Annotated in this window: 24 protein-coding genes and 1 pseudogene; 7 read left to right on the top strand and 18 right to left on the bottom strand. The window is 73.5% G+C overall.

Annotated features, from left to right (window positions below; translation table 11 throughout):
- The first annotated feature begins 83 nt into the window (after positions 1-83).
- A complete protein-coding gene (locus ACSU6Z_RS03130; protein ID WP_437042625.1) occupies positions 84-278 on the top strand; it encodes a hypothetical protein in 195 nt (64 codons plus the stop codon).
- 14 nt (positions 279-292) lie between these two features.
- Here the strand turns inward: ACSU6Z_RS03130 and ACSU6Z_RS03125 are convergent, their stop codons facing one another.
- The 11 genes from ACSU6Z_RS03125 to xylB all read right to left on the bottom strand — a co-directional run bounded on the left by ACSU6Z_RS03125 (position 293) and on the right by xylB (position 12,393).
- Positions 293-1,483 carry a phosphodiester glycosidase family protein gene (locus ACSU6Z_RS03125; protein ID WP_437042623.1) on the bottom strand — a complete coding sequence of 397 codons (1,191 nt, stop codon included), beginning with the start codon at positions 1,481-1,483 and terminating at the stop codon, positions 293-295.
- Between the two features lie 211 nt (positions 1,484-1,694).
- The gene (locus ACSU6Z_RS03120) at positions 1,695-2,090 is read right to left on the bottom strand and encodes a luciferase domain-containing protein (RefSeq protein WP_437042621.1); all 396 of its coding nucleotides are present in this window, start codon (positions 2,088-2,090) and stop codon (positions 1,695-1,697) included.
- A gap of 157 nt (positions 2,091-2,247) precedes the next feature.
- A complete protein-coding gene (locus ACSU6Z_RS03115) occupies positions 2,248-3,318 on the bottom strand; it encodes a lytic polysaccharide monooxygenase (protein ID WP_437050162.1) in 1,071 nt (356 codons plus the stop codon).
- A 276-nt stretch (positions 3,319-3,594) separates the two neighbouring features.
- A complete protein-coding gene (locus ACSU6Z_RS03110) occupies positions 3,595-4,008 on the bottom strand; it encodes a hypothetical protein (RefSeq protein ID WP_437042619.1) in 414 nt (137 codons plus the stop codon).
- Between the two features lie 248 nt (positions 4,009-4,256).
- The gene (locus ACSU6Z_RS03105) at positions 4,257-4,385 is read right to left on the bottom strand and encodes a hypothetical protein (protein ID WP_437042618.1); all 129 of its coding nucleotides are present in this window, start codon (positions 4,383-4,385) and stop codon (positions 4,257-4,259) included.
- Positions 4,386-4,630: 245 nt separating this feature from the next.
- The gene (locus ACSU6Z_RS03100) at positions 4,631-5,752 is read right to left on the bottom strand and encodes a GH12 family glycosyl hydrolase domain-containing protein (RefSeq protein ID WP_437042616.1); all 1,122 of its coding nucleotides are present in this window, start codon (positions 5,750-5,752) and stop codon (positions 4,631-4,633) included.
- 703 nt (positions 5,753-6,455) lie between these two features.
- Positions 6,456-7,481, bottom strand: coding sequence for a LacI family DNA-binding transcriptional regulator (locus ACSU6Z_RS03095; protein ID WP_437042614.1), 1,026 nt, complete (start codon positions 7,479-7,481; stop codon positions 6,456-6,458).
- 224 nt (positions 7,482-7,705) lie between these two features.
- A complete protein-coding gene (locus ACSU6Z_RS03090) occupies positions 7,706-8,311 on the bottom strand; it encodes an N-acetylmuramoyl-L-alanine amidase (protein WP_437042611.1) in 606 nt (201 codons plus the stop codon).
- A gap of 135 nt (positions 8,312-8,446) precedes the next feature.
- Complete coding sequence (locus ACSU6Z_RS03085; protein WP_437042609.1) at positions 8,447-9,460, bottom strand: acetamidase/formamidase family protein; 1,014 nt, start codon at positions 9,458-9,460, stop codon at positions 8,447-8,449.
- A 228-nt stretch (positions 9,461-9,688) separates the two neighbouring features.
- Positions 9,689-10,918 (bottom strand): ROK family protein, encoded by a 1,230-nt coding sequence (locus ACSU6Z_RS03080; protein WP_437042607.1) that lies wholly within the window; start codon positions 10,916-10,918, stop codon positions 9,689-9,691.
- A gap of 29 nt (positions 10,919-10,947) precedes the next feature.
- Positions 10,948-12,393 (bottom strand): xylulokinase, encoded by a 1,446-nt coding sequence (gene xylB / locus ACSU6Z_RS03075; RefSeq protein WP_437042605.1) that lies wholly within the window; start codon positions 12,391-12,393, stop codon positions 10,948-10,950.
- Positions 12,394-12,595: 202 nt separating this feature from the next.
- On the opposite strand from xylB, the gene xylA reads away from it, so the two are divergent.
- Both xylA and ACSU6Z_RS03065 read left to right on the top strand, forming a co-directional pair.
- On the top strand, positions 12,596-13,762 hold the full coding sequence (xylA, locus tag ACSU6Z_RS03070) for a xylose isomerase (RefSeq protein ID WP_437042603.1): 1,167 nt from the start codon (positions 12,596-12,598) through the stop codon (positions 13,760-13,762).
- Positions 13,763-14,484: 722 nt separating this feature from the next.
- A complete protein-coding gene (locus ACSU6Z_RS03065; RefSeq protein ID WP_437042601.1) occupies positions 14,485-14,928 on the top strand; it encodes an NUDIX hydrolase in 444 nt (147 codons plus the stop codon).
- 83 nt (positions 14,929-15,011) lie between these two features.
- Here ACSU6Z_RS03065 and ACSU6Z_RS03060 read toward each other — a convergent pair whose 3' ends face one another.
- Both ACSU6Z_RS03060 and ACSU6Z_RS03055 read right to left on the bottom strand, forming a co-directional pair.
- A complete protein-coding gene (locus ACSU6Z_RS03060) occupies positions 15,012-15,449 on the bottom strand; it encodes a hypothetical protein (protein WP_437042599.1) in 438 nt (145 codons plus the stop codon).
- A 128-nt stretch (positions 15,450-15,577) separates the two neighbouring features.
- A pseudogene (locus tag ACSU6Z_RS03055) lies at positions 15,578-16,472 on the bottom strand (SNF2-related protein); the annotation flags it as partial.
- A gap of 456 nt (positions 16,473-16,928) precedes the next feature.
- Here ACSU6Z_RS03055 and ACSU6Z_RS03050 point away from each other — a divergent pair.
- Entirely contained in the window at positions 16,929-17,114 is a 186-nt protein-coding gene (locus tag ACSU6Z_RS03050; RefSeq protein WP_437042598.1) for a hypothetical protein, read from the top strand.
- 569 nt (positions 17,115-17,683) lie between these two features.
- Here ACSU6Z_RS03050 and ACSU6Z_RS03045 read toward each other — a convergent pair.
- A complete protein-coding gene (locus ACSU6Z_RS03045) occupies positions 17,684-18,283 on the bottom strand; it encodes a class I SAM-dependent methyltransferase (protein WP_437042596.1) in 600 nt (199 codons plus the stop codon).
- Positions 18,284-18,560: 277 nt separating this feature from the next.
- Between ACSU6Z_RS03045 and ACSU6Z_RS03040 the strand changes: the two genes are divergently transcribed.
- Together ACSU6Z_RS03040 and ACSU6Z_RS03035 are read left to right on the top strand one after the other, a co-directional pair.
- The gene (locus tag ACSU6Z_RS03040; protein ID WP_437042593.1) at positions 18,561-18,974 is read left to right on the top strand and encodes a roadblock/LC7 domain-containing protein; all 414 of its coding nucleotides are present in this window, start codon (positions 18,561-18,563) and stop codon (positions 18,972-18,974) included.
- Between the two features lie 127 nt (positions 18,975-19,101).
- Positions 19,102-20,091, top strand: coding sequence for a DUF6397 family protein (locus ACSU6Z_RS03035; protein ID WP_437042592.1), 990 nt, complete (start codon positions 19,102-19,104; stop codon positions 20,089-20,091).
- A 16-nt stretch (positions 20,092-20,107) separates the two neighbouring features.
- On the opposite strand, the gene ACSU6Z_RS03030 is transcribed toward ACSU6Z_RS03035, so the two are convergent.
- Complete coding sequence (locus ACSU6Z_RS03030; RefSeq protein ID WP_437042591.1) at positions 20,108-20,974, bottom strand: acyl-CoA thioesterase; 867 nt, start codon at positions 20,972-20,974, stop codon at positions 20,108-20,110.
- Between the two features lie 19 nt (positions 20,975-20,993).
- Entirely contained in the window at positions 20,994-23,507 is a 2,514-nt protein-coding gene (locus ACSU6Z_RS03025) for a DEAD/DEAH box helicase (protein ID WP_437042590.1), read from the bottom strand.
- 145 nt (positions 23,508-23,652) lie between these two features.
- On the opposite strand from ACSU6Z_RS03025, the gene ACSU6Z_RS03020 reads away from it, so the two are divergent.
- Positions 23,653-24,447, top strand: a complete 795-nt coding sequence (locus ACSU6Z_RS03020; protein ID WP_437042588.1) for a metal-dependent hydrolase — start codon at positions 23,653-23,655, stop codon at positions 24,445-24,447.
- 47 nt (positions 24,448-24,494) lie between these two features.
- Here the strand turns inward: ACSU6Z_RS03020 and ACSU6Z_RS03015 are convergent, their stop codons facing one another.
- Entirely contained in the window at positions 24,495-24,764 is a 270-nt protein-coding gene (locus tag ACSU6Z_RS03015; RefSeq protein WP_437042586.1) for a type B 50S ribosomal protein L31, read from the bottom strand.
- Positions 24,765-24,914: 150 nt separating this feature from the next.
- A complete protein-coding gene (locus ACSU6Z_RS03010) occupies positions 24,915-25,394 on the bottom strand; it encodes a DUF5709 domain-containing protein (RefSeq protein WP_437042584.1) in 480 nt (159 codons plus the stop codon).
- Between the last annotated feature and the right edge of the window lie 45 nt (positions 25,395-25,439).

Raw genomic sequence — 25,439 nt, 5'->3', positions numbered from 1 at the left:
AGGCCAGCCGCCCGGACGAACCCTCCGCTACGCCACACTTGCGGCCGAATGCCGCGAAGCGGACGTGGCGGAGGAGGTTGACGATGGCCATTTCCATCTCTGTGGTGCTGCTGCTCTCGATCCTGGCGGTGATCTTCGTGCGCAACGGAGGGCTGAAGATCTCACACGCGCTGGTCTGCCTGCTGCTGGGCTTCTACCTGGCCAGCACGAGCGTCGCCCCGACCATCCAGAGCGGCCTCACGGCCACGGCGGACATCGTCGGCAGCCTCAGACCCTGATCCCGGGACGGGCCTCAGGGCGCCGAGAAGACCCCGACGCCGTTCGGCACGGGGCGCTCGGCGCCTCCGCTCGGATGGTTGCGCACCGAGACGGCGGCCGCCCCGGGCGCGCGGGCGACCAGCGTCGTCGAACCCCCGCCGTCCAGGCTGAAGGCGTCCTGCGCGCCCAGCGCGCGCAGGGTGCCGGCCACCTCGGCGATGGTCAGGCCGGCGCGGTGGGCGGGCGCCCCGTCCAGCGCCAGCAGCAGTACCCGCCGCCCGCCGTCCGCGATGCCCACGGCGGTGCGCACGGCCGCGGTGCGGTCGTCGAGGCCCGGCAGCGGCCGGCCGTCCGCGAGCACCGGGTAGCCGCCGAGCGCGAAGCGGTACGGCGCCCGGGACGAGGACGCCACCAACCGGTGCCGCACCCGCACGGGCGCGCCCACCGCCAGCTTCCGCAGCTGCCGTGCCCCGGTTTCCCGGCCCACCAGCACGGTCGTGCCCGGGGCGATCGGGCCGCCACCGGGTGTGGCGGACGTGGACACCACCCGGCCGCCCCGGACCGTGACCTCGTGGGTGTCCGTGCTGCAGGGCGCGGCCCGGTCCGTGTCCGTGCCGCAGGTGGCGCGCATCCGGGAGGCGCCGCCCCAGGCGCCGGTGAACGCGCCGACCGAGCCGACCGGCAGCGCGTACTGGTTGAGCCCGCCGAGCGGCAGCCGCCCCTCGGGCGTGCGGACCGACCCGTCGAGGGCCAGGCCGTCCAGCCGGGCGCGCCGGTCCGCCCCCACCCCGAACACGTCCTCGGTGGAAGTGCCGGGCGGCAGCGCGGGCCCGAAGCGCTGGCCGCGCGGCACCGCCGCCTTCAGTGCCCGTCCGTCCGCGATCGCCGGTCCCACGCTCGCGCCGGTCGCCTCCACGCCCGGATGCTGGGTCTCGGTGATGTTGAAGAAGTCGCCGTTGACCCCGGCGACGGCGCCCTGGGCGTCGGCCAGCCGGGAGACGGGCGCCCGCGCGGCCACCGCACCCGGATGCAGCAGGCCGAGGCGGACGTGCGGGTCGCGCAGGTCGACGCGCAGCACATGGGCGTGCGCCGTCCCCTTGGCCGCCGGGATGTCGAATTCCTCGTAGGTGACACCCGGCGCGATCACGGAGGCTTCCTGCACGGCACCGGCCGGCGACGCCCCCGCGAGGGTCGCGCCGGCCAGGGCGCCGCACGCCGTGAGCATCGCCAGTACCGTTCTGCCACCCGTCCGGAACCGCTCGCGGTGACGTCTCATCCCGACCCCCTGATGCCTCGTCGGCCTCCCTCTGGGCCACAGCTCCCAGAGCTCACGGGGGAAGTGCAGCAGAGGACGGGGGCATCCGGGGGGTCGATCGCGCCGACGGCGTGGGAACGGCGGGAAAACGCACCCTGTTCGGGCGTGTGTGGTCGTCGGTTCAGCCGGTCCCGGCGCCGTCGCGCGGCAGCACCGCGACCCGCTGGTAGTTGCATCCGCCCGCCGCCGGCACCCCGGCGGCGGGCCACGTCTGATGCGCCTTCAGGGCGATGCTCACCAGGCTCAGCAGCAGGTCGACGTCCGTCTCGCAGTCGAGGTGCACGGTCACCCAGGGGGAGCCGGGGATCAGATGGATCGCGCTGGAGCCGACCAGGTCGTAGTGGAAGCGCTGGATGGCCCGGCGAGTGAGGTGCAGGTCCACGTCCCGGTCGGAATGGAAGTGCACGATCTCGTTCCGGGCGGAGCGGAGCGCCCGCCCGGTACCGCAGCCGGCCGGACCCGAGGACAGGTCGGGCCAGGCTTCCAGACGCTCCAGGGCATGCTGCGCCAGATTCATGGGCTTATCGTTGCGCGCTCACCGCTCCGCAACCAGAGGTTGAGCGTTTTGTAACCACTACGTGAGGGAACCGGGCGCCGGGCCAGGACGGGGGAAGCGCCGCGCGGGGCCGCGCGGCGCTTCCGGTCACCGATGGGCGGCACGGGTGATCAGGGGGTCACGGGTTCACGCAGCCGATCGTGCCGGCCGGGAAGTCGTTGCCCGTGGAGGTCGCGGTGAAGCCGAACGTCACGCTGCCGTCGGGACCGATGACCCGGTTGTGGTCCACGTTCCGTACCGTCACCGTGCCGTCGGATCCGGTCGTCAGCGAGCCGTTCCACACGCTGCCGATCCGGGTCCCCGCTCCGGGCTTCCACTGCACGCCCCATCCGTTCAGCGGCTGCTTCGAGTGGTTCATCACCTCCACCTCGCCCTGGAAGCCGCCGTTCCAGGAGTTCACCACCTCGTAGACGGCCATGCAGGAGCCGGTGTGCGGAGGGTCCGTGGGCGTCGGGGTCGGGGTCGGGGTCGGGGTGGGCGTGGGGGCCGGCGTGCCGCCCGAGCCGCGGATGCCGGTCACCTCGCCGTTGCCGCCGTCGAAGACGACGTCGGAGCAGGAGAAGAAGTTCTCCTGGCTGTCCGACCGCACCCACTGCATGAAGATCAGCGCGTCACCGGAGCGGCCCGAGGGCAGCTTCAGGTCCCAGTAGTAGTGGCCGCCGTTGGAGCCCGCCCCGCCCTGCTGCGGCGGGTTGGTGACGGTCTGGATCAACTCCAGGTCGCTCCAGCGCAGCTGGGACGTGGGCGACCAACCGGGCTTGGTGAGGTAGACCCGGAAGTCACCCGGGTGGGCGGCCCAGTTGCTGTACTGCACCTTGATCGTCGCGCCGGACGTCAGATGTGTCCGGGGCCAGTCGGCACGTGCGGCGTTGTAGGCGGAGAAGTCGTACGGCGACCGGTCGCCCGCGCTGCACAGGGTCCCGTCCGGGACGTAACCCGCGCCGCGCCCGCCCGCGTTGGAGTCGAGCACGGCGAACCAGTTGTACAGGGCCGTCGAGCCGCTCTTGCTCAGCGCGTCCTTGCACGCGGGGTTGGTCGGGTTCAGCGCGCCGGTGCCGGAGACGGCGTCCAGCTGGCAGAGGTAGGTGCGCGAGCCGGGCATCATCGCCACGCCGTGTGCCTGCGCGCTGCCCTGCCCGAGCACGGACAGGCCGAGCGCACCCAGCAGGGTGGCCAGGACCGCCGCCAGGGAGACGAGCGTGCCGCGCCGGACGCGCCGGGCCCCGGGGCCACCCGGTTCCCGTGCCGTCGGTGTCGTCTGTGTCGCTTGTGTCATTGCTGTGCCTCCGGTGTCTCCTGCGGTATCGGGTATTGGTGATCAGGTCATGACAGGCAGGTCGTGGCCGTCGCGGGCGGATGTGCTGGAACCCCCGCCCGTCCGGGGACGTGCTCCGACCGGACGGGCGAGGGGGACGGGGGTCGACGAGGAGCGACGGGGAGCGACGGGAGCAGGGGCGGGGACGGGTCAGCCGGGCGGCGTGCCCCGGGCGACCCGGGTGCCGGTGGGGGCGGGGACCGCCGGGGTGTCGGCGTACGCGGCGCCGGTGCCGCGGCTGTGGTCGTCGGCCCCGTCGAACACCGGCCCGTCGTCCTTGGCCGGCCGCAGCCGGAGGTCACCGGTGTCCTTGCCGGCCGCCGGGCCGCCGCCGAAGGCGGCCTCCGGGAAGGCGTCGGCACGCTCGGCGTGGCCGGGGTCGGTGTGGAAGGCGACGCCGGCGAACGGGTTGCCGAGGTGCGGCTCCGCGGCGGACGCGGGCTGCCCGGCGAGCTGGCCCGCCAGCCCCAGCACCAGGATGGTCAGGGCGGTGGCCACCGCCGCCGAGCGCCGGCGGCTCGGCCGCCGCGGGAGAACGCCGGAGGGTCCGGTCCGGTCGGTCATCGTCTCTCCTCGGTCGTACGGGGCGGGGGCGCGATGCGGTGCCGGTGGTGCGCCTGCAGCGTCTGTAGCGCCGGTGGTACCGGTGGTGCGGTCAGGCCCCGGCGTACTGCGGGGCGGGACGCCCGCGGTGCCGTTCGCGGCGAAGCCGGACGATCCGGTGGCGCCGGGGGACAGGGTGCCGTCGTGGGCGCCGTCGCGGACGACGGCCCGGCCGCGCGTCGCCGCCGGCGAGGCGTGCCGGGGGCTGGTCACGGTCGCCGGCCGCCGCTCAGGTCGCCGATGTCGTGGGCGGACCTGTCGGCGACGGACAGCTCCCCCGTCTTCGGCAGGGGCAGGAGGCCGCCGTCGTTCCCCGGCGGATCCCGGGACTCGCGCACGGCCTTCCGTGCCGGTGGTGGCGGGGGCGGCCGGCCCGGTGAGGGACGGGACCACCGCGCACGGCGCGGCGACGTTGACCGGGCGGCGCGGGCGGGGCGAGCGGCTCATGCGGACAGGCCTTTCCTGGACGGTCCGTGCGCGGGGAGTGTCCGGGGCCCGCCCTGTCGGCGCAGGCAGGGAGGAAGAGCGAGCCCCGGAGCGAGTGGGCGCGGCGGGCGCGGGGCCCGCCGGCCGGGTCACCGTGTCACGCGGTCGTGCAGGCGGTGCCGTTCAGGCTGAAGCCGCCGGGCCGGGCGAACGTGCCGCTGTAGGTTCCCTGGAATCCGAACGTCTGACTGCCGCCCGGCGCGATCTGTGTGTTGTGGCCCGTCCCGCTCGCCGTGACCGCACCCGAGGACGGGATGACGGTGGCGTTCCAGGAGGTGGTGATGCGCTGCCCGGAGGGCAGGGTGAAGGCCAGCCTCCAGCCGTCCACGGCGGAGGAGCCGGTGTTGGTGACGGTGACGTTCGCGGTGAAGCCGCCCGGCCAGACGTTCGTGCCGTACGACACCCTGCACGCCGCCGGGGTGCCGGGGTCGCCGGGGCCGCCGGTGTTGACGGTGGAGGAGAAGGAGTTCACCGCCAGCCCCGCACCGTTCTGCCATGGTTCGAATCCGGCCTGAACGCTCGTCAGGTACCAGTTGTTCTGTGCCATTCCGCGGGCCACGGTCGCCCGGACGAAGTCCATGACGTCGAAGCTCCAGCTGCCGATCGCCGAGGGGGCGACGAAGGAGAGCACGTCGTTGGAGCCGTTGCTGCCCGACCACACCTCCCAGGTGCGTCCGCCCACGGTGGCCGTGCCGACCTGGGAGCCGATCGGCTGGATCGGACCCACCCTGTTGAACCAGATCATGATCTCGGTCCGGTTCACACCGTCGGTGCGGGGCGTCGGGTCCAGCCAGATGTCGTACGAGGCGTTGTACACGGCGTTGCCGACATAGCTGTAGGAGATGCTGCTGGGCGCGCTGGAGATGTTGCTGACCTGCGCCGGGAGGTTGGTGCCCGGCGAGCAGTTGGTGTAATGGCAGCCGTTGAAGACCGACGGGTACGACTTCGGCGCGCCGTTGGTCGGCACCGAGCCGTCGGCCTGCGTGATCCGGAAGCCGGTGTCCGTGGCGGTCACGCACTGGGTGGCGCTGGTGCCCCAGCGGTTGTTCTGGACGACGTAGCGCCCCTGGATCGTGGTCGAACCGAAGGGCTCGCAGATGGTGGTGTCGGCCTGCGCCGGGGTCGTCGCGGTCATCAGCGTGCCGATGACCGCGAAAGCCGCCAGGAACACGCCCAGCAGGGCGCGCAGAGGGCGGGTGGGGGGCGGTAACGGTCTCATGTGGGGGCCCTTTCCGGGAGGGAGCGGGGAAACCGTGCGACGCGTTGAGGGTGGGAGCGCTCCCATCTCCCCACGGATGGGAGCGCTCCCAATTTCTGGTTCGGACGGGACTGTAGGAGCACCTCATGCTCCTGACAAGACTGTAGGCAAGGAACTGTCGAAGGAATTTCGAAAGTCCAGGTCAGGGGATTGATCCAAAAGGGGGGAGAAAACTTTGGGAGCGCTCCCGAAATTTTCGGGTACCGGTCCTGGCGAATGGTGGGCAGTTCGGCGGAAACAGCGTCGCGGGAGGGTGACGCCGGGCCGGTTCGCTGTCGTTTGGGCAGCGGTGCTCGGCCGGTGTGCTGCCGCTGGGTGGCGGTGCCGGGTGGTGGGTTGTGGCCGGGTGGTGCCGCGCCGGGTGCTGCGGCCGGGGCCGGTCGGTTTCCCGGCGCCGGTGGAGCAGGAGCCGAGGGGGTGTCGCCGCCCGGTGCGGTGCCCCACTGCGGTTCGGTTCCCCCGGCGGGACGGCACCGGGGCGCCGCCGGAGTGGCCGCGGCCCCCGCGTACGGTCGCTCCCTCGGCCGGCTGGGGCGGGCGGGGGAGCGACCGGGCGGCGGACGAGGCGTCCCCTGCGCGGGAGTGCTTCCCTGGCTGTCCGTCATGAAGCCGACGGACCTCGCGTGTGTCGGGAGGGGACCGGCGAGGCAGGAGCGGAAGCGGCTCAGGCGGAGTCGCGGAGCACCAGTTCCGTACGGAGGATGACGTGCCGCCAGGCCACCGCGGAGTCCTCCATCTCCTCCAGGAGCAGCCGCACCATGGTGCGGCCGATCTCCTCCAGCGGCTGACGGACCGTCGTCAGCTGCGGATCCGTGTGCCGGGCCAGCAGGAAGTCGTCGAAACCGATCACCGACACGTCCTCCGGCACCCGGCGGCCCGCCGCGCGCAGGGCGCTCAGCGCTCCGGAGGCCATGGAGTCGGACGCGGCGAGGACGGCGTCGATCTCCGGGTCCCGCTCGATGATCTCGGCCATCGCCCGGCGCCCGCTCTCCTCGGTGAAGTCGCCCTCGACGACCCAGGAGGGCCTGATCCCGACACCCGCCCGCTCCAGGGCTTCGCGGTAGCCGCGCAACCGGCACTGGGCGACGTACATGTCGAGCGGCCCGGTGATCGTCGCGATCGCGCGGCGACCGCGGCTCAGCAGGTGCGCGACCGCGCTGCGGGCGCCACCGGCGTTGTCCGCGTCCACGTAGGTGACGCTCTCGTCGACCGAGCGCCGCCCCAGCATGACGGTGGGCAGCCCCGCCTCGGCGAGCATGTCGGGCAGTGTGTCCTCGGCGTGCACGGACATCAGCAGCACGCCGTCGACCCGGCCGCCGCGCGCGTACTCCACGAAGCGCTGCCGGTCGGCGTCGGTGCGGACCAGGGTGAGCAGCAACTGCACCTTGGTGTCGGCCAGCGCGTCGCCGACGGCCCGGACGGTCTCCGAGAAGAACGGTTCTCCGAACTTCCTCCAGTCCGGCTCCGTCATGACCAGCGCGACGGCGTCCGCGCGCCGCCCGGCCAGGGAACGGGCCGCCAGGTTGGGCACGTACCCCAGCTCGGCGATGGCGCGCTGGACGGCACGGCGCGTGGAGTCCCTGACGCCCGCCGCGTTGTTGATGACACGGGAGACCGTCCCGCGCCCCACACCGGCGAGAGCGGCAACCTCCTCCAGTGTCGGTGTGCCAGGGCGCTGCCTGCTGCCCACGACGACCTCCCCCCACGAGATCACCCGATACTACGACCGGCTCCTGCCGCGATCGATGCGGCCTCCCCTCCGCCCCGCCCCTTCCGGTCGCCGCCCCTCCCATCACGCCCGCGGCGCGGCTCCGGACGGGGGGAAGGGAGACCAGGTCGCCTCCCGGGCTCACGCGGCGACAGCCGCGGGCGGAAGCGGCGGTGCCGCGGAGGGCGCCTCGGACGCCGCCGCGGTCAGGCGAGCAGGTTCACGAGTCTGATGTACCGGGTCCAGTCCCAGTACGGGCCGGGATCGGTGTGGTCGCTGCCCGGTACCTCGTGGTGGCCGATGATGTGGGCCCGGTCCCTGGGGATGCCGTACCGCGCGCAGACCGCCGCGGTGAGGCCGGCCGACCGCTCGTAGAGGGCGTCGGTGAAGTACGCGGGGCGGTCCACCCAGCCCTCGTGCTCGATGCCGACACTGCGCGTGTTGTAGTCCCAGTTCCCCGCGTGCCAGGCGATGTCCGCCTCGCGGACGCACTGCGCGATGTGCCCGTCGGCGGACCGGACGACGTAGTGCGCGGACACTTTCTTGCGCGGGTCGCGGAAGATGGACAGGGTGTCGGAATACGTCTCCTGCGTGACGTGGACGACCACGCAGTCGATGCGGTGGCTCGTGGGACGGTTCGCCGCGGTGTGGTTGGAGGTGCTCGCCGGCTGCCATTCGGCGCCCGGGTGGTCGACGGCCTGGGGCCTCGCGCCGGCCCGCGGTCCGCAGAGCAGCGCGTACGGGGCGGTGGCGAGTGCGGCGCCCATCAGGATCCGCCGCCTGCCGGGGGGAAGCGCTCGTGCTCGTTCCATGCGGATCGCCTTTCGGTGGGCCTCGGGTTCTCGGTGTACTCGGCGGGTTCTCGCGCGGCGTCTTCGGGGGACCGGGGCGTCCCCGGCGCGTCTTGGAGGCGTCCGCGGTGGTGCGGGTCTCCGGCAGGGAGACGGTCAGTTCCGCAACGCGGCGGCCGTCTCGCGCAGCCGCGCGTGCACGCCGCGGTGGGTCTCGCGCGCGGGCAGCCACTCCTTGCGGAGCTTGGCCACGCAGGTGTAGTTGGTGTCGCAGACGTTGGCCAATGGGGACTCGACGGCCTGGGTCGCGAACTGGTAGGCGTCCAGCTCGCTGAAGCCGTAGTCGCGCACCAGCCACCGCACCAGGTCCAGCTGGGCTGTGCGGAAGGCGTCCTCCAACGGGCGTGCGGAACCGGTCGAGACGATGTGCGTGTCGGACTCGATGCGGGGCCAGGGCGTGGCGAGGTCCTTCAGCAGCTCGACTATCACCACCGTGTTCATCGCGCATTCCACGGCGACCCCGCAGGTCTCTCCCTCGCCCTGCCGTGCGTGCCCGTCACCGAGGCTGAGCAGCGCTCCTTCGACGTTGACCCCGAGGTAGCAGGTGACGCCGGCCCGCATCTCGGGCGTGTCCATGTTGCCGCCGTGCGCGTCGGGCACCAGGGCCGAGCGCACCTCCAGGTTGGCGGGGGCCACCCCCACCGTGCCGTGCATCGGGTCCAGCGGAAGCTCCGCCTCGATGTCGCTCTCCCGCGCCCGGAACATCGCCGTACGGCGCGCCCGGTCGAGCTGCCAGATCCACACCCTCTCCGGCAGCGGCGGCTGGAGCGTGGCCGTGGTGCGGGTGGAGGTGAGCGCGCCGAACAGGGGGACCGTGGTCGACGCCGCCCAGTCCCGGGCCGGTTCGATCGACACGAAGTGCACCGCGACGGTGTCCCCGGGTTCCGCGCCCTCCACGTGGAAGGGGCCGGTCTGGGGGTTGAGGAACGGGTACTCGCAGACCTCGGAGACCAGGTCCTTCTCGGACCGCACCCGGCCGGCGAAGCAGTCCTCGGTGTACAGGTCCAAGACCGTGCCCGGGGCGATGCGCGCGACGGGCGGTGCTCCGCCGAACGTCCACGCGTACTCGCCCGGTTCGGGACGTACGGTCAGGATGCGGGGGTCGCTCATCGCTGCACGGCTCCGTTTCGACGAAGGCCGGCGGGGGTGGGCCGCCGGCCGTTGCGTTCTCGCGGATCACGTTACGGCGCCCGCCCGCAGGGCAGAAGGTACCGGCCCGCTCCCGTGGACGGCAGGGGAGTTGTGGACAACTCGCTCACCCGATCGGGTGAGGAGGGGGCGGACGGACCGCCGAAGTCCGGGGGCCGGGACCCGGCTCGCCCCACTTCCACGCACGGCTCAGTCCGGTACGGCGTCCGGCTCGGCCCGCTTTGCCACCGCCGCCGGATCGTCCAGCACGGCCCGCACCACCGAGTGCGCGGCACCGAGCAACGGCCCCTCGGGTCCGAGCCCGGACACGGACACGGGGCAGGCCGGGCCGGCCGTACGCCGGGCCAGTTCGTCCCGCAGCGACGGCAGCAGCCAGGGAGCGAGCCCGGCCAGCGCGCCGCCCAGGACCACGGTCTCGGGGTCGAGCAGGTTGACGGCTCCGGTCAGGGCGACGCCGAGCGCCTCCCCCGCCGCGCGCAGGGCACGCCGCGCCCCCTCGTCGCCGCGCTCCGCCCGTTCGGCGAGCAGGCCGACGCGGTCCTCACCCGGTTCCAGGCCGGCCGCGCGCAGGACCGCCTCCTCACCGGCGTACTGCTCCAGGCAGCCGCGCCCTCCGCAGGCGCACGCGGGGCCGTCGGGCCACACCGGCACGTGCCCCAGCTCGCCCGCGAACCCGCGGGTCCCGCGCAGCAGGAGCCCGTCCACGACCACGGCGGCGCCGATGCCGATCGCGGCCGAGACGTGCAGGAAGTCCCGCGGCGTGCCCGCGCCGAGCCAGAGTTCGGCCAGGGCGCCGAAGTTGGCCTCGTTGTCCACCGTCAGCGGGATGTCCGAGGGCAGCAGGGGGCTCAGATCCGCGTCGTGCCAGTCGAGGTTCGGGGCGCGTACGACGGTCCGGGCGTCCCGCGCCACCAGTCCCGGTACCGCCACGGCGAGCCCCGCCGGCCACAGGCCTTCCGCCTCCGCCTCGGCGACGACCCGCCGCACCAGCCCCGCGAGCTGCTCGAGCACCGGTCCGGGGGAGCTCCCCCGGTGAGTGCCGTACCGCACGGCCCGCGCGCGCACGCGGCCGCGCAGGTCGACCGCGCAGACCGCCAGGTGGCCGACGCCGATCTCGGCGCCGAGCCCCGCGGGGCCGCGTGCGCTGACGGCGAGGGCCGAGCCGGGCCGGCCCACCCGGCCGGGGCGCTCGGGGCCCAGTTCCTCCAGCAGACCGGAGCGGATGAGCTCGTCCACGAGCGTGGACACCGCCGCGCGCGTGAGCCCGATCCGTGAGGCGACGGCTGCCCGGGACAGCGGCCCCTCGGCGCGGACGGCGTGCATCACCCGGGCCAGGTTGCGCCGGCGCATGCCCTGCTGGGTATCCGGCGACGCGCGCCCGGGGCCGGCCGGACGTACCTCGTGCGGGGGTGCGCTCATGCCTCCGTCAGTCCTCGGTCGGTGTGCCGTCAGGGGGTTTGCGGGCCCCGCTCCAGCAGCGGCGCCGCGTCGGAGAGTACCCCGGTGATCCTGGCCAGCGCCGCCTCGTCCCGTTCCACGCCGTCGAGCACCGGGCCGGCGGCCGTGTTCCAGCGCCGGGCGACCGCGGCCGGGTCCTCGCCCGTCAGCAGGGCGGCCGCCTGTGCCGCGGCGCCGAGTGCCACCAGTTCCCTGGCCTCGGGGATCTGCACGGGCCGCCCCGACAGCCGCCGTACGGTCTGCTGCCAGGCCGTGCCGCGGGCGCCGCCGCCGATCAGCAGCAGGGGCGCGGACGGGTCCGCGTCCTCGTCGAGGACCAGGTCGAGTGCGCCGAGCAGTGCGTGGACGGCGCCGTCGTAGGCGGCCTGCAGCAGCTGGCCGGCGGTGGTGTCGTGGCGCAGTCCGTGCAGCAGGCCGGAGGCGCCGGGCAGGTTCGGGGTGCGCTCGCCGTCCAAGTAGGGCAGGAGGGTGACGTCCGCACCGGGTTCGACGGCCTCGCGGTCCAGGCCCAGCAGGGCGGCGATCCGGTCGACGGCGAGCGTGCAGTTGAGGGTGCAGGCCAGCGGCAGCCAGTCGCCGCGGGCGTCGGCGAAGCCGGCGACGGTGCCGGTCGGGTCGGCGGGCCGGCGCCGCGACACGGCGTACACCGTGCCCGACGTGCCGAGGCTCATCACCGGCATGCCGGGGCGCAGCCCGAGGCCGAGCGCGGCGGCGGCGTTGTCGCCGGTGCCGGGGGCGACCAGGGTGCCCTCGGAGAACGGCAGGCCGTGCCCGCCGCGCACGGTGCCCGCCACCTCGCCGGGCCGCGCCACGCGGGGCAGCAGCGCCGGATCGAGCCCCACACGCGCGAGGATCTCCTCGTCGTACGCCTCGGTGCCGGACGCCCACCAGCCGGTGCCGGAGGCGTCGCCGCGGTCGGTGGTGCCCTGCCCGGTCAGGCGCTCGGTGAGGTAGTCGTGGGGGAGGCGGACGGCCTTGGTCGCGCGCACCGCATCCGGCTCGTTCTCGGCCAGCCAGGCCCACTTCGTGACCGTGAACGAGGCGGCGGGGACCAGCCCGGTACGCTCGGCCCAGACCTTCGCGCCGCCGAGCTCCTCGGTCAGCCGGCGGGCCTGCGGCGCCGACCGCACGTCGTTCCACAGCAGGGCCGGGCGGACCGGTTCTCCCCGCCCGTCCAGCGTGACCAGGCCGTGCTGCTGTCCGCCGATCGACACCGCGGCGGCCTCGCGCGCGGCGTCGCCGCACTGGCGCAGGGCCTCGCACAAGGCGTCCCACCACTGGCGCGGATCGCTTTCGCGGCCGGCCCCGGAGGAGACGGCGTGCGGCGCCTGGCCGCTCGCGACGACGCGTCCGGTGGCCACGTCGACGACCAGTGCCTTGGTGGACTGGGTGGACGTGTCCACGCCGACGACGAGCGGTCCCTCGGCTGCTGACATCGGGCTTCTCCCTCTTCCGCGGCTCAGCGGGATCTGACCGGGGCCCCTTTGGGGGCTCCCTGGTGTTCTGCGGGCGCCCAGACCGTGACGATCCGGACATCACTCCTTCGGGGACACCGTGTCCCTTCCCAGGAACGCATCGGCATACTAATTTGTAAACGGCCATGACGAAATAGTCGTAGAGCGAGCAAGGAGCCGTGGCATGAACTACCAGCCCACTCCCGAGGACAAGTTCACCTTCGGTCTGTGGACCGTCGGCTGGCAGGGACGGGACCCCTTCGGCGATGCCACCCGGCAGGCCCTGGATCCGGTCGAGGCGGTGCAGCGCCTGGCCGAGCTCGGCGCCTACGGCGTCACCTTCCACGATGACGACCTGATCCCGTTCGGCTCCTCGGACACGGAGCGGGAGGCGATCGTCAAGCGCTTCCGGCAGGCGCTGGACGCCACCGGCATGAAGGTGCCGATGGCCACCACCAACCTGTTCACCCACCCGGTGTTCAAGGACGGCGGCTTCACCGCCAACGACCGCGATGTGCGCCGCTACGCGCTGCGCAAGACGATCCGCAACATCGACCTGGCCGTCGAGCTGGGAGCGAAGGTGTACGTGGCCTGGGGCGGCCGGGAGGGCGCCGAGTCCGGCGCCGCCAAGGACGTCCGCGCGGCACTGGACCGGATGAAGGAGGCGTTCGACCTCCTCGGCGAGTACGTCACCTCCCAGGGCTACGACCTGCGGTTCGCCATCGAGCCGAAGCCGAACGAGCCGCGCGGCGACATCCTGCTGCCCACCATCGGTCACGCGCTGGCGTTCATCGAGCGGCTGGAGCGGCCTGAGCTGTACGGGGTCAACCCGGAGGTCGGGCACGAGCAGATGGCCGGGCTCAACTTCCCGCACGGCATCGCGCAGGCGCTGTGGGCGGGCAAGCTGTTCCACATCGACCTCAACGGCCAGTCCGGCATCAAGTACGACCAGGACCTGCGCTTCGGCGCCGGTGACCTGCGGGCCGCGTTCTGGCTCGTGGACCTGCTGGAGAGCGGCGGGTACGAGGGGCCGCGGCACTTCGACTTCAAGCCGCCGCGGACCGAGGACCTGGACGGGGTGTGGGCCTCCGCGGCGGGCTGCATGCGCAACTACCTGATCCTGAAGGAGCGCGCCGCGGCGTTCCGCGCCGACCCCGAGGTGCAGGAGGCGCTGCGGGCCGCGCGCCTGGACGAGCTGGCGCAGCCCACCGCCGCCGACGGGATCCAGGGCCTGCTCGCCGACCGCACCGCCTACGAGGAGTTCGACGTCGACGCCGCCGCCGCCCGCGGCATGGCCTTCGAGCGCCTCGACCAGCTCGCGATGGACCACCTGCTGGGGGCCCGGGGCTGAATCCGCGGGACTCGCGGGACTCGACTCGTGGAGGCGAATCGGCGCGGCACTCCCGCCGTCGCCCGGTCGTGCGTGCCGGCTCCCGGCACGCACGACCGGCTTCGGGAGGCCACCGCCGGGCGCGGGGACGGGGCCGGCGTGCCGGCCGGCCTCCCTCGGCCCGCGCCTCGGGGGACGGGGAGGGGCGCGCGTCCCGTCCCCGTTCGCGTCCCGCGCGTGTGGGCCCCACGCCTCACACGGGGCCATGCCGCCGGGGTGCGCGTCCCGCGCGCGTGAGCCCGCAACCGGTGGCGGACAGTGCCCGTACGAGTCGTCCGCGTCCCGCGCGTACGTGATCCGGCTGGTCGCTCCGTCGCCGGCGAACGCGAGGAACCGACGTCCCGCGCACGTGCGGGCCCGTGCTCCGGCCCGCGCGCCGGAGTGGCCCCCGCTGCCCTGCCGCGCGCGTGAACACGACGTGCGGCGGGACTCGCGGGCGCCCTGCCGGACGTCCCGGCGCGGGGCGGGAGGGCAGGACCGGCAGAGCCTGGAGGGTCCTCAGGACGCGGAGGGTTTTCAAGGCACGGGGGCGGGGGCGTCGCTGCCGGCCCGTGGGCCCGGCGCGCCGAACCCTCCGGCACCGGCGGCCGCCCCGATGCCGCAGCGCTGATTGGGACAGGCGCCCAGCGGTCCGCGCGCGATGTCCACGGCCTTCGCTCCCCGGCCCTGGGAGGATGGCGGGCATGACACGGGGGAGCGAATCGACCACGGCTGAGGAACACGGGGCCGCCGAGCCGTTGACGGTCGTGGCGGCCGCGATCGTTCAGGAGGGACGCCTGCTGGTCGTGAGCAAGCAGGCCGCTCCGGATGTCTTCTACCTGCCCGGGGGCAAGCCGGAGGCGGGCGAGGCACCGCTGGAGGCGTTGCGTCGTGAACTGGACGAGGAACTGGGCGTCGAGCCCTTGGAGCCGCGGTTGCTGGCCCGCATCGAGTCCGTGGCGGCCCTGGAAGGCGTGCCGATGCGCCTGACGCTGTTCGAGGCGCGCATCGCCCGGACGCCTGCGCCCGCGGCCGAACTCGCCCGTCTGAGGTGGATCTCCGGGGACGTGTCCGACGTCCGGCTGGCACCCGCCGTCACGGACCACGTGCTGCCGCTGCTGAGACGCGCGGGCTCCATGGAGCCGTAGCGGGCGCGGACACCGGGCACGACGCGGTCGGCCGGCACCGCTCCGGATCCGGCCGCTGCGTGCGGCACCCCGTGGGTCCCTCCTCACGCTTCCTCCCCCGGAGTGAACCCCGTCGCGGCCAGGGCCGACGCGGGATCGTGGGCCGCACCTCCCGCGGGCGCCCACCGGCCCCCTCCCCCGCGGTAGGGCCACCAGCGGCCGTCGCGGCCCAGGCGGAGCTGGTGCGGAGCGCCGACGACCGTCCACCGGTCGGCCCGCGCCCGCAGCGGCGGCCGCTCGCCCTCCTCCCACGCCGATCCCAGGGCGGCACGCGCGCGTGCGAGCGCTTCTCCCCCCACGTCCCACTCCTCCTCCAGTACGGACAGCGCGGCGGTGCCACCGCGCCGCCACGCGCGTACCGCCGCGGACACGGCTTCCCGGTCGCGCCCCGACCCGGCGGCGAGGCGAGCCGCCACGGCCGGCTCCGGATCGGCCACGGACAGCCGTACCGCGTCCTCGGCGATCGCCGGCTCCGCCTTCACCGCCGCCCCATGTCCGGGCCGCAGCGCCCCGGCGAGCAGGCGGTGAGCCTCCGCCACCGTCCGGGAGGCCGACAGGACGTCGGCCCGGTGCGCCGTGCCGTCCCGGTCCCGCACCACGGCCGTGATGCGTCCCGGCCGCCCTCGACGGCCCGCGCGTACCGGCTGCGGAAGGCGCCGAGCCGGCCCAGCGGGCCCGGCGCCGTCCGGTCCAGGACGGCCCACAGCTCGGTCAGGTCGTTCTCCACCGGGGTGCCGGTGAGTGCCACGCGTGCGCGGGCGCCCATGGTGCGCAGCTGCCGGGCCGTCGCCGAGTAGGGGCTCCTCACATGCTGCGCCTCGTCCGCCACTACCAGGCCCCAGCGCACCTCGGCGAACCGCCGCGCGTCCAGCCCCATCGTGCCGTGGGTCGCGAGGACGAACTCGCCGTCGGCAGGTCCTCCAGGTCGCGCCGCGTGCCGTGGAACCGGCGCACGGGTGTGCCCGGCGCGAACTTTCCGATCTCCCGCTGCCAGTTGCCCATCGGGGACGTCGGGCAGACCACCAGGGTGGGCCCGGCGGCGGACGCGTCGGTCTGCTGGTGCAGGTGCAGCGGCTCCGGCGCCGCGTGGGCGCCGGAGCCCGCCGCGAGCGGCGCGGCGGGGAAGCGGGGCAGGGTGTCGGCGACGGTGTCCAGGAGGGCGCGTACCAGCCCTTCCGGGCCGGGCAGCCGCAGGGACGGGGCACCGTCCAGCGGCACGGCGTGGGCCTGGGCGGCATCGCGGCGGCGAGACGGCGGATCCGTTCGATCTCCTCCGCGCCCAGCGGACCCGCGCGCCAGGCGTCGTGATCGTCCGGGGACGGACCGGGCAGCAGCCCGCGCGCCACGAGATGCAGGGCGTGCGCGGCGGCCGTGCCCCAGAACACGGCTGCGCGGTGCCCGTGGCCGCAGGCACGCACACGCGTGGGAACGGCAAGGGCGGTACGTACGGGCAGCGGGAGCGCGCGGACGCGCGCCGGCTCCACGCCGTAGGCGCCGGGTACCACCGCCGTCAGGTCGGTCGGGGTCCCCGACGGCACGACCGGGGGGTCTCCGTCGTCGGGAGGCCGGAAGGCGGCCTCGCCGGTGCGGGCGGGATCACCGGGTACGAACACGACGCAGCAGCGGGCGAGTCCGGAAATCGCGGAGGGGGCCGGCGGAGGTGTCCCGGGGTGGGGGAAGTCGTCTGCGCGGCGATGGCCACTCCTGAAATTTGACTGGTGGATCGGATCGCCCGGGGTGCAGGGTTCCTGGCCTCCTCGGGTGCGACAGGGGTGTGGTCTGGGTCACCATGCACGGGAGGGCGATTTCCGGACGTTCCTTCCGGAGCGAGGTGCCGCCGGCTTCTCGGGGGTGGTCGGGGTGCCACCTCAGGGATGTCTCAGGGGCGCGGTTCGGAACCGCGGAAAACGCGCTCCCGTTCTTCAGAACAGAGCGGCAAGGGCCGCGAAGGAGGCGACGCCATGTCGAAGAACGCCAAGATCGCCGCGGGGGGTGTGGCGGCCGGGATCATCCTGTTGATCTGGTTGCCCTGGTGGGCCGCGCTCCTGATAGTCCTGGGAGTCCCGGCCGCCGCGTACCTCGCGCTGGATCCCTCCCAGCGGCGCAGGCTGCGCCGCCGCGTCACCCGCAGGGAACTCGGCGGCTGAACCGCCGGCGCGACGCCGTGGCCGTATGGCTCAGGCTGCACGCGTCGACCGCGTCGACCGCGTCGCCGCCCGCCGGCCGTGTGGCCGACGGGCGGCGGGGTGCCCCGCTCCACTCGTCCGGCCGGCGCGTCGAACGCCGATCGGCAGCACGGCGGGATCGGCCGCAGCCGGTCCGGACGCGGGTCGTGCAGTCCGTCGACGTGGGTGCCTCCCCGGATCGTGCGGGAGCGGTGCGACCCGCCCCGCCCGCTCCGGTCGATCATGCGCGTACACGCCGGAGCCGACGGCCTTGGGCGGCAGCGCGTCCAGATCGCCGTGCAGTGTGCTCAGCGGCTTGCCGATGCGCCCGGTCAGCGTCAGCCGGGCCACGGTACGACGGCCTGGACCGGACCGGTGGGCGTGGCCGCGATGGGAACGGCGAGCGCGGAGGGTGCACCGCGGGTGCGATGCACCAGGGCCTCCGGCGGCGACGGGACGGGCACGGAGGCAAGGGGCGGGGCAGAAGCGGGACGGTGGGGGAGCCGAGCCCTGCGTCACCTCGGCGGGCCGGCCGCCGAGCGGGCCGGGGCTCAGTCCTCGCGGACGGCCAGCACCAGGAACCGTGTGTCCTCGTCGACGTACGACGTCATGCGCCACCCCGAGCCGGCCAGCAAGGGCCGCAGCCGGGACTGCGCGCGCAGGTCGTCCGGTGTGATCCGGCGGCCCTGGCGTGCCGCGAGGGCGGCCCTGCCGATCGGATGGAACAGGGCCAGTACACCACCGGGGCGCACCACGCGCGCCAACTCCCGGAGGTTCTCGGCCGGGTGGGGCAGGTGCGCGATGAGGCCGGCCGCGAACACGGCGTCGAGCGAGCGCGAGCGCAGCGGCAGCGCGGCGACGTCGGTCAGCAGCAACCGCCCGTCACGGTCCCGTCCGGCCCGTACGGCGGCCTGCAGCATGGCCGGTGTCAGATCGGCCCCGACGACCACTCCCGACGGTCCCACGGCCGCTCGCAGCGGTGTCAGGGCCCGTCCGGTGCCGCAGCCCGCGTCGAGGACGCGGTCACCCGGGCGCAGGCCGAGTCCGGCCACCGCGGCCGCGTAGGCGGGACCGTCGTCGGGGAAGCGGCTGTCCCATTCGGCGGCGCGTGCGGCGAAGAACTCCTGGACGTGCGTGTGGTCGTCGCTCATGCTCCGCATGATCCCGCACCGGCACGGGTGCTGGCATGGAGTGCGCGTTCGAGCGTGACGTGATCGTTCCACCGCGTCCCTGCGCCGGATCGTGTCACCTTTCGGAAAGCGCCCTCTGCCGGTGTCCCGGCCGGTTCGGCGTCCCGGGGCCGTGGGGCACCCGGGCCACGCGCCGCCTCCGCTTCTCCTTGCCCACAGCGCGGTCGTGGGGAAGGCTGGCGGGCAGACCCCCGCCAGGGGGAGACATCGTACGGGGAGAACACGGGGAGACCGAACCATGGCGCAGAGCCGGGGACTTGGCTGGCTGTTGGACGACCTGACGGAGCGCGTGGAACATGTGCGGCACGCACTCGTCCTGTCCAACGACGGGTTGGTGACGGGAGCGAGTACGGGGTTGCGGCGCGAGGACGCCGAGCATCTCGCCGCCGTCTCCTCCGGGCTGCACAGCCTGGCGAAGGGCTCGGGCCGGCACTTCGGTGCGGGACGGGTGCGCCAGACGATGGTGGAGTTCGACGACGCGGTGCTGTTCGTCACCGCGGCCGGCAACGGCAGCTGTCTGTGCGTGCTCAGCGGGGCGGAGGCCGACATCGGGCAGATCGCCTACGAGATGACGCTGCTCGTGAACCGCGTCGGTGAGCACCTGGACGTGGATGCCCGCTATCCCGACCGGACACCCTTCGGACAGTTCTGACCTGCGCGTTCGTCCCGCCCCGTGGAGTTATCCACAGGCTCGCCGGAAGGGGCCGACCAGCGGTTACGGTGTGTTTTCAGACGAACGCACAACGCGTCGGCACGCACACTCCACGGGGGAGACGACCATGTCCGGTACCACCATCACGCACCAGGCCCGAACCCCGGCCACCGCGGAGCGGGCCGCCGATACGCGGCACGCCCCGAGTACGCAGGCGAGTTCGGTCACGCTGAGCCGCGCGGCGCGAGAACTCGGCCTGAAACGGAGCGAGCTGGACATCGCCGTCCGGCTCGGGCGGGTCCGCACAGCCCCCGACGGGGCGGGGAGCGGCCGGCGCGTCCCGCGTCCCGAGATCGAACGGCTCCGCGGCGAGGACGGTTTCCCGCAGTCCCTGCGGGAGAGCGTCAGCGTCGTGGGCACCGCGCAGGGCGCGGCCCTGATCGGGGTGGCGAAAGCCCGTTTCACCCGTCTCGCCCGCCTGGGCGTTCTGGTGCCGGTGAAGTTCTACCTCAACCGCTACCGGGCGGTGGTCTGGCTCTACCTGGCCGACGAGCTGAGGCGGTTCGCGGCCGACGAGAGGAACGCCCCGCTGCTGAAGGGCCGACTGTCCGAAGCGCAGCGGAGCCGGCTGGAGGCGGGCCTGGACCTGCGCCCCCGCAACTGGCGGGGACGGCACCTGGGTTTCATGCTGCGTCAGGCCCACGATCCCTGGACGCGTGCCGCGGCCGTGGCGTCACTGCTCGACCCGCTCCGGATCTCCCGACTCGTACGGGACCCGTACGAGCGGTCCCGGCTGAACCGGTTCCGCCCCGCCCCTCGGGAGCACGGCTGGCCGGGCTCGCCGGTCACGCGGATCACCGCGGCGATCCTGACGGCGGACGACCCCGAGGAGGTCGAGTGGCTGGCGGCGGAGCTGGCCCGGGAGCTGGCCGCCGCACGCGAGCAGCGACCGGCGCCGAAACCGGCGGCACGCCGTCCGGGGCACCGGCCGGCGTGCTCCGGACCGGCTCCGCGGCCGACGGCATCCCACCCGGTACCGCGGCGCCGGCCACCCGGGCGTCCCGCCCCCGGCCGGACCCGCGGTCCGCTGAGCTGGTTCCGTCCCAGAAGCTCATGAGCACTCGGCGAAAGCGCTACAGGGGCCGGAACAACCCTTCCTGGACCACGGACACGAGCAGACGCCCCCGCACGTCGTAGATCCGGCCGCGCGCCAGACCCCGCCCGCCCGTCGCGATCGGCGACTCCTGGTCGTACAGGAACCACTCGTCCGCGCGGAACGGGCGGTGGAACCACATGGCGTGATCCAGCGACGCCATGTCGAAGCTCCGCGGCCCCCACAGGGGTTCCACCGGGATGCGCACGGCGTCCAGGAGCGTCATGTCGCTGGCGTAGGTCAGGGCGCAGGTGTGCACGAGCGGGTCGTCACCGAGCGGCCCGACCGCGCGCATCCACACGGCGCTGCGCGGCTCGGCGTCCTTGATCTCCTCGGGGCTCCAGCGCAGCCGGTCGACATAGCGGATGTCGAAGGGCTGGCGCCGGGCCATCCGCTCCAACTGCTCGGGCAGCGTGCCGAGATGCTCCCGGATCTCGTCGGCGACCGTCGGAAGCGACTCCGGGGGCGGAACCTCACGGGCCGGCGGCAACTGGTGCTCGAAACTCCCCGGTTCAGGCTTGTGGAAGGAGGCGGTGAGATTGAAGATCGTGCGGCCCTGCTGCACGGCGGTGACCCGGCGGGTCGTGAACGACCGGCCGTCGCGGACCCGTTCGACCTGGTACACGATCGGCACGCCCGGCCGTCCCGGGCGCAGGAAGTACGCGTGCAGCGAGTGCACCGGGCGGTCGCCGTCCGTGGTCCGGCCGGCGGCGACCAGCGCCTGGCCGGCGACCTGGCCGCCGAAGACCCGCTGCAGGGACTCCTGCGGGCTGCGGCCGCGGAAGATGTTGACCTCGATCTGCTCCAGGTCGAGCAGGTCGACGAGCCGTTCGGCCGGATTCGTCATGGGTGGGTTTCTCCTGTGTTCACAGCTGACCGACGTCGGTGACGCGGACGACGGCGCGTCCCTCCGCGTCGGAGGCCGTCAGATCGACCTCCGCGCTGATGCCCCAGTCGTGGTCGCCGCGCGGGTCGTCGAAGATCTGCCGGACGCGCCACAGAGCGTTCTGCGGTTCCTCCTCGATGATCAGCAGCTTCGGGCCACGGGCGTCGGGACCGGTGCCCAGCTCGTCGTACTCGTCCCAGTATTTGTCCATCGCCTCGCCCCAGGCGTCCGCGTCCCAGCCGGATTCGGCGTCCATCTCGCCCAGTTCCCCGACCCGGTCGAGGGCGGCCAGTTCCACCCGGCGGAACATCGCGTTGCGCACCAGCACGCGGAAGGCGCGGGTGTTGGTGGTGACCGGCTTGACCTGGTCCGCCTGCTCCTGGGCCTCCTCGGCGGTCATCTCCTCCGGGTTGGCGAGCTGCTCCCACTCGTCGAGCAGGCTGGAGTCGACCTGGCGCACCGTCTCGCCGAGCCACTCGATCAGATCCTGCAGGTCCTCGGACTTCAGGTCGTCCGGGATGGTGTGCTCCAGGGCCTTGTAGGCGCTGGCGAGGTAACGCAGCACGATGCCCTCGGTGCGGGCGAGCTCGTAGAAGGAGACCAGCTCCGTGAAGGACAGTGCCCGCTCGTACATGTCCCGCACGACCGACTTGGGCGACAGCGGATGGTCGCCGACCCAGGGGTGGCTGCGGCGGTAGGTGTCGTACGCGTGGAAGAGCAGCTCCTCCAGCGGCTTGGGGTAGGTGATGTCCTGGAGCCGCTCCATGCGCTCCTCGTACTCCACCCCGTCCGCCTTCATGGCGGCGACGGCCTCGCCGCGCGCCTTGTTCTGCTGGGCGGCCAGGATCTGCCGCGGGTCGTCCAGCGTCGACTCCACGACCGACACCATGTCCAGCGCGTACGACGGCGACTCGGGGTCGAGCAGTTCGAACGCGGCCAGCGCGAAGGTGGACAGCGGCTGGTTCAGCGCGAAGTCCTGCTGGAGGTCGACGGTGAGGCGGACGATGCGGCCCTCGGCGTCCGGCTGGTCGAGCTTCTCGACGATGCCGCCGTCCAGCAGCGAGCGGTAGATGGCGATGGCCCGCCGGATGTGCCGCAGCTGCTGCTTGCGCGGCTCGTGGTTGTCCTCCAGCAGGTGCCGCATCGCCTCGAAGGCGTTGCCGGGCCGGGCGATCACCGACAGCAGCATGGTGTGCGTCACCCGGAAACGGGACGTCAGCGGCTCCGGATCGGACTCGATGAGCTTTTCGAAGGTCTTCTCCGTCCACCCGACGAAACCCTCGGGGGCCTTCTTGCGCACCACCTTGCGGCGCTTCTTCGGATCGTCGCCCGCCTTGGCGAGCGCCTTCTCGTTCTCGATGACGTGCTCGGGCGCCTGGGCGACGACGAAGCCCTCCGTGTCGAAGCCCGCGCGTCCGGCCCGGCCGGCGATCTGGTGGAACTCACGGGCGCGCAGCGTGCGCACACGGTTGCCGTCGTACTTGGTCAGCGCCGTGAACAGCACCGTGCGGATCGGCACGTTGACGCCGACGCCGAGCGTGTCCGTGCCGCAGATGACCTTCAGCAGGCCGGCCTGCGCCAGCTTCTCCACCAGGCGCCGGTACTTGGGCAGCATGCCGGCGTGGTGCACACCGATGCCGTGCCGCACGTAGCGGGAGAGGTTGCGGCCGAACTTGGTGGTGAAGCGGAAGTTGCCGATCAGCTCGGCGATCTTGTCCTTCTCCTCCCGCGTGCACATGTTGATGCTCATCAGCGCCTGCGCCCGCTCCACCGCCTGCGCCTGCGTGAAGTGCACGATGTAGACGGGGGCCTGCCTCGCCTCCAGCAGGTCGGTGAGCGTCTCCGTGAGCGGTGTGTACCGGTACTCGTAGGACAGCGGCACCGGACGCGTCGCCGAGCGGACCACCGCCGTGGGGCGGCCGGTGCGGCGCGCGAGGTCCTTCTCGAAGAAGGAGACGTCACCGAGGGTGGCCGACATCAGGACGAACTGCGCCTGCGGCAGCTCCAGCAGCGGGATCTGCCACGCCCAGCCCCGGTCCGGCTCCGCGTAGAAGTGGAACTCGTCCATGACGACCTGGCCGACGTCCGCGTGCCTGCCGTCCCGCAGCGCGATCGACGCCAGCACCTCGGCGGTGCAGCAGATCACGGGGGCGTCGGCGTTCACGGAGGCGTCACCGGTCAGCATGCCGACGTTCTCGGTGCCGAACAGTTTGCACAGCTCGAAGAACTTCTCCGACACCAGCGCCTTGATCGGAGCCGTGTAGAAGGTCACCTCGTCCCGGGCCAGCGCCGCGAAGTGGGCACCCGCCGCGATCATGCTCTTGCCGGAGCCGGTGGGCGTCGACACGACCACGTTCGCACCGGAGACCACCTCGATCAGCGCCTCCTCCTGATGGGGGTAGAGCGTGAGACCCCGCTCCTGCGCCCACGACTCGAAGGCTTCGTAGAGGGCGTCGGGGTCGGCGGTCGGCGGCAGCTGATCGATGAGGGTCACGCCCCCATCTTGCCTGGCCCGAGCCCTGATGCGGGAATCGGATACGGGCTCGAAGATCACGAAGGTTACGCTGTGCCGACGACGGCGCGTGAGCGGAACCGGTCAACTGAACAGCGGCACAAGAGGAATGGGGCGGGCAACGGCGATGATGGGACCAGCACACTCACTGTCGGGCGCCGCCGCCTGGCTCGGTGTCGGAGCGGCCGCCGCCGCGGCCGGACGTCCGATGCCCTGGCCGGTCCTGCTGTGCGGTGCCCTGATCTGCGCCGGCGCCGCGCTCGCTCCGGACCTGGACCACAAGGCGGCCACGATCTCGCGGGCCTTCGGTCCCGTCTCGCGAGGGCTGTGCGAGATCGTCGACAAACTGTCGTACGCCGTCTACAAGGCGACGAAGAAGCAGGGCGACCCACGCCGTTCCGGCGGCCACCGCACGCTCACGCACACCTGGGTGTGGGCGGTCCTGATCGGCGGGGGCACCTCGGTCCTGGCGATCACGGGCGGCCGCTGGGCGGTGCTGACGATCCTCTTCGTGCACATGGTGCTGGCCATCGAGGGCCTGTTGTGGCGGGCGGCCCGCGGCTCCAGCAGCGACGTCCTGGTCTGGCTGCTGGCCGCCACCAGCGCGTGGATCCTGGCGGGCGTCCTGGACGAGCCGGGGGGCGGCGCGGACTGGCTGTTCCCGGCACCGGGCCAGGAGTACCTGTGGCTGGGGCTGCCGGTCGTGCTGGGCGCGCTGGTGCACGACATCGGGGACGCGCTGACCGTCTCGGGCTGCCCGATCCTGTGGCCGATCCCGGTGGGCCGCAAGCGCTGGTACCCGCTCGGCCCGCCCAAGGGCATGCGGTTCCGGGCGGGCAGCTGGATCGAGCTGAAGGTGCTGATGCCGGCCTTCATGGTGCTCGGCGGAGTGGGCGGCGCGGCGGCGCTCAACGTCATCTGACGCCCCGGCCGGTACGCACGGGCCGGCACCGGGCCGGGGCGCGCAGCTCAGCCCGTGCCGCCGGCGTCCCGGTCCTTGCCGCCGTAGCGCCGCTCGAAACGGGCGACGCGGCCCTCCGTGTCCACCGTCCGTGCCTTGCCCGTGTAGAACGGATGGCTCTCCGAGGAGATCTCCACGTCCACCACCGGGTAGGTCTCGCCGTCGTCCCACTCGATGGTCTGGTCGCTGGTCGCGGTGGACCGGGTGAGGAAGGCGTACCCGGCGGCTCGGTCGCGGAAGACGACGGGGTGGTAGTCCGGGTGCTTGTCCTGCTGCATGAGTTCTCCTTGTACGGCACGGGCCGCGGTCGCGGCGGCACGGCGACGGCGGGACCGGGGGGCCGGCGGGGTGGAGGGGCCCCGGTCCGCTCGGGGCCGATGGGGTCCGCGGCACCGGCCGGTCCGGCGGGTTCGGTCGTTTCTTCGGTTTCACCCCACTGCGCGGGGAAGCGCGTCCTCGTCGACGATGTGCATCGCGGCTTCCTCGGCCGAGGCCGCCGCCCCGTCGATGCCCACGTCGGTGGCGACCAGCGCGGGCTCCTCGTCCTCGTGCGCCCCCTGGTCGGGTGCCACCAGCCGGCCGGAGCGGGCCGCGCCGACCTCGTTGTCCAGGAGTTCCCCGTCCGTGTCCTGGCAGTCGCCGAGGCCGTCGCCGTCGGCAGTGACGGTGTCCGGGAGCTCCTCGGCGAGCCGTTGGTCCAGGCTCTCGCCCTCCCGGCGCTCGGCGGCCGTCACACCGATGTGCTCCACCGCCCAGGGCCGTTCCGGCGGGGACCAGCCCCGGTCGAGGGGATTGTCGACGCCGTCGTACTCCAGGGTGTCCTCCGAGTCGAGCAGCCCCGTGTCCTCCCTCTGCTCGGACCTGTCGGGCTGGTAGACGTCGTCTCCCCATCCGTCGGCGCTGTTCACGGGTACCTCCAGGGGGGCGGGGACGGACCCCTTGTCACCGCGGGC

Origin of the sequence: Streptomyces sp. enrichment culture (genome assembly GCF_964273145.1) — a bacterium.
Taxonomy (GTDB): domain Bacteria; phylum Actinomycetota; class Actinomycetes; order Streptomycetales; family Streptomycetaceae; genus Streptomyces.
The sequence above is the reverse complement of the archived record's forward strand: the minus strand, read 5'-3'. Positions and strand labels throughout refer to the sequence as shown.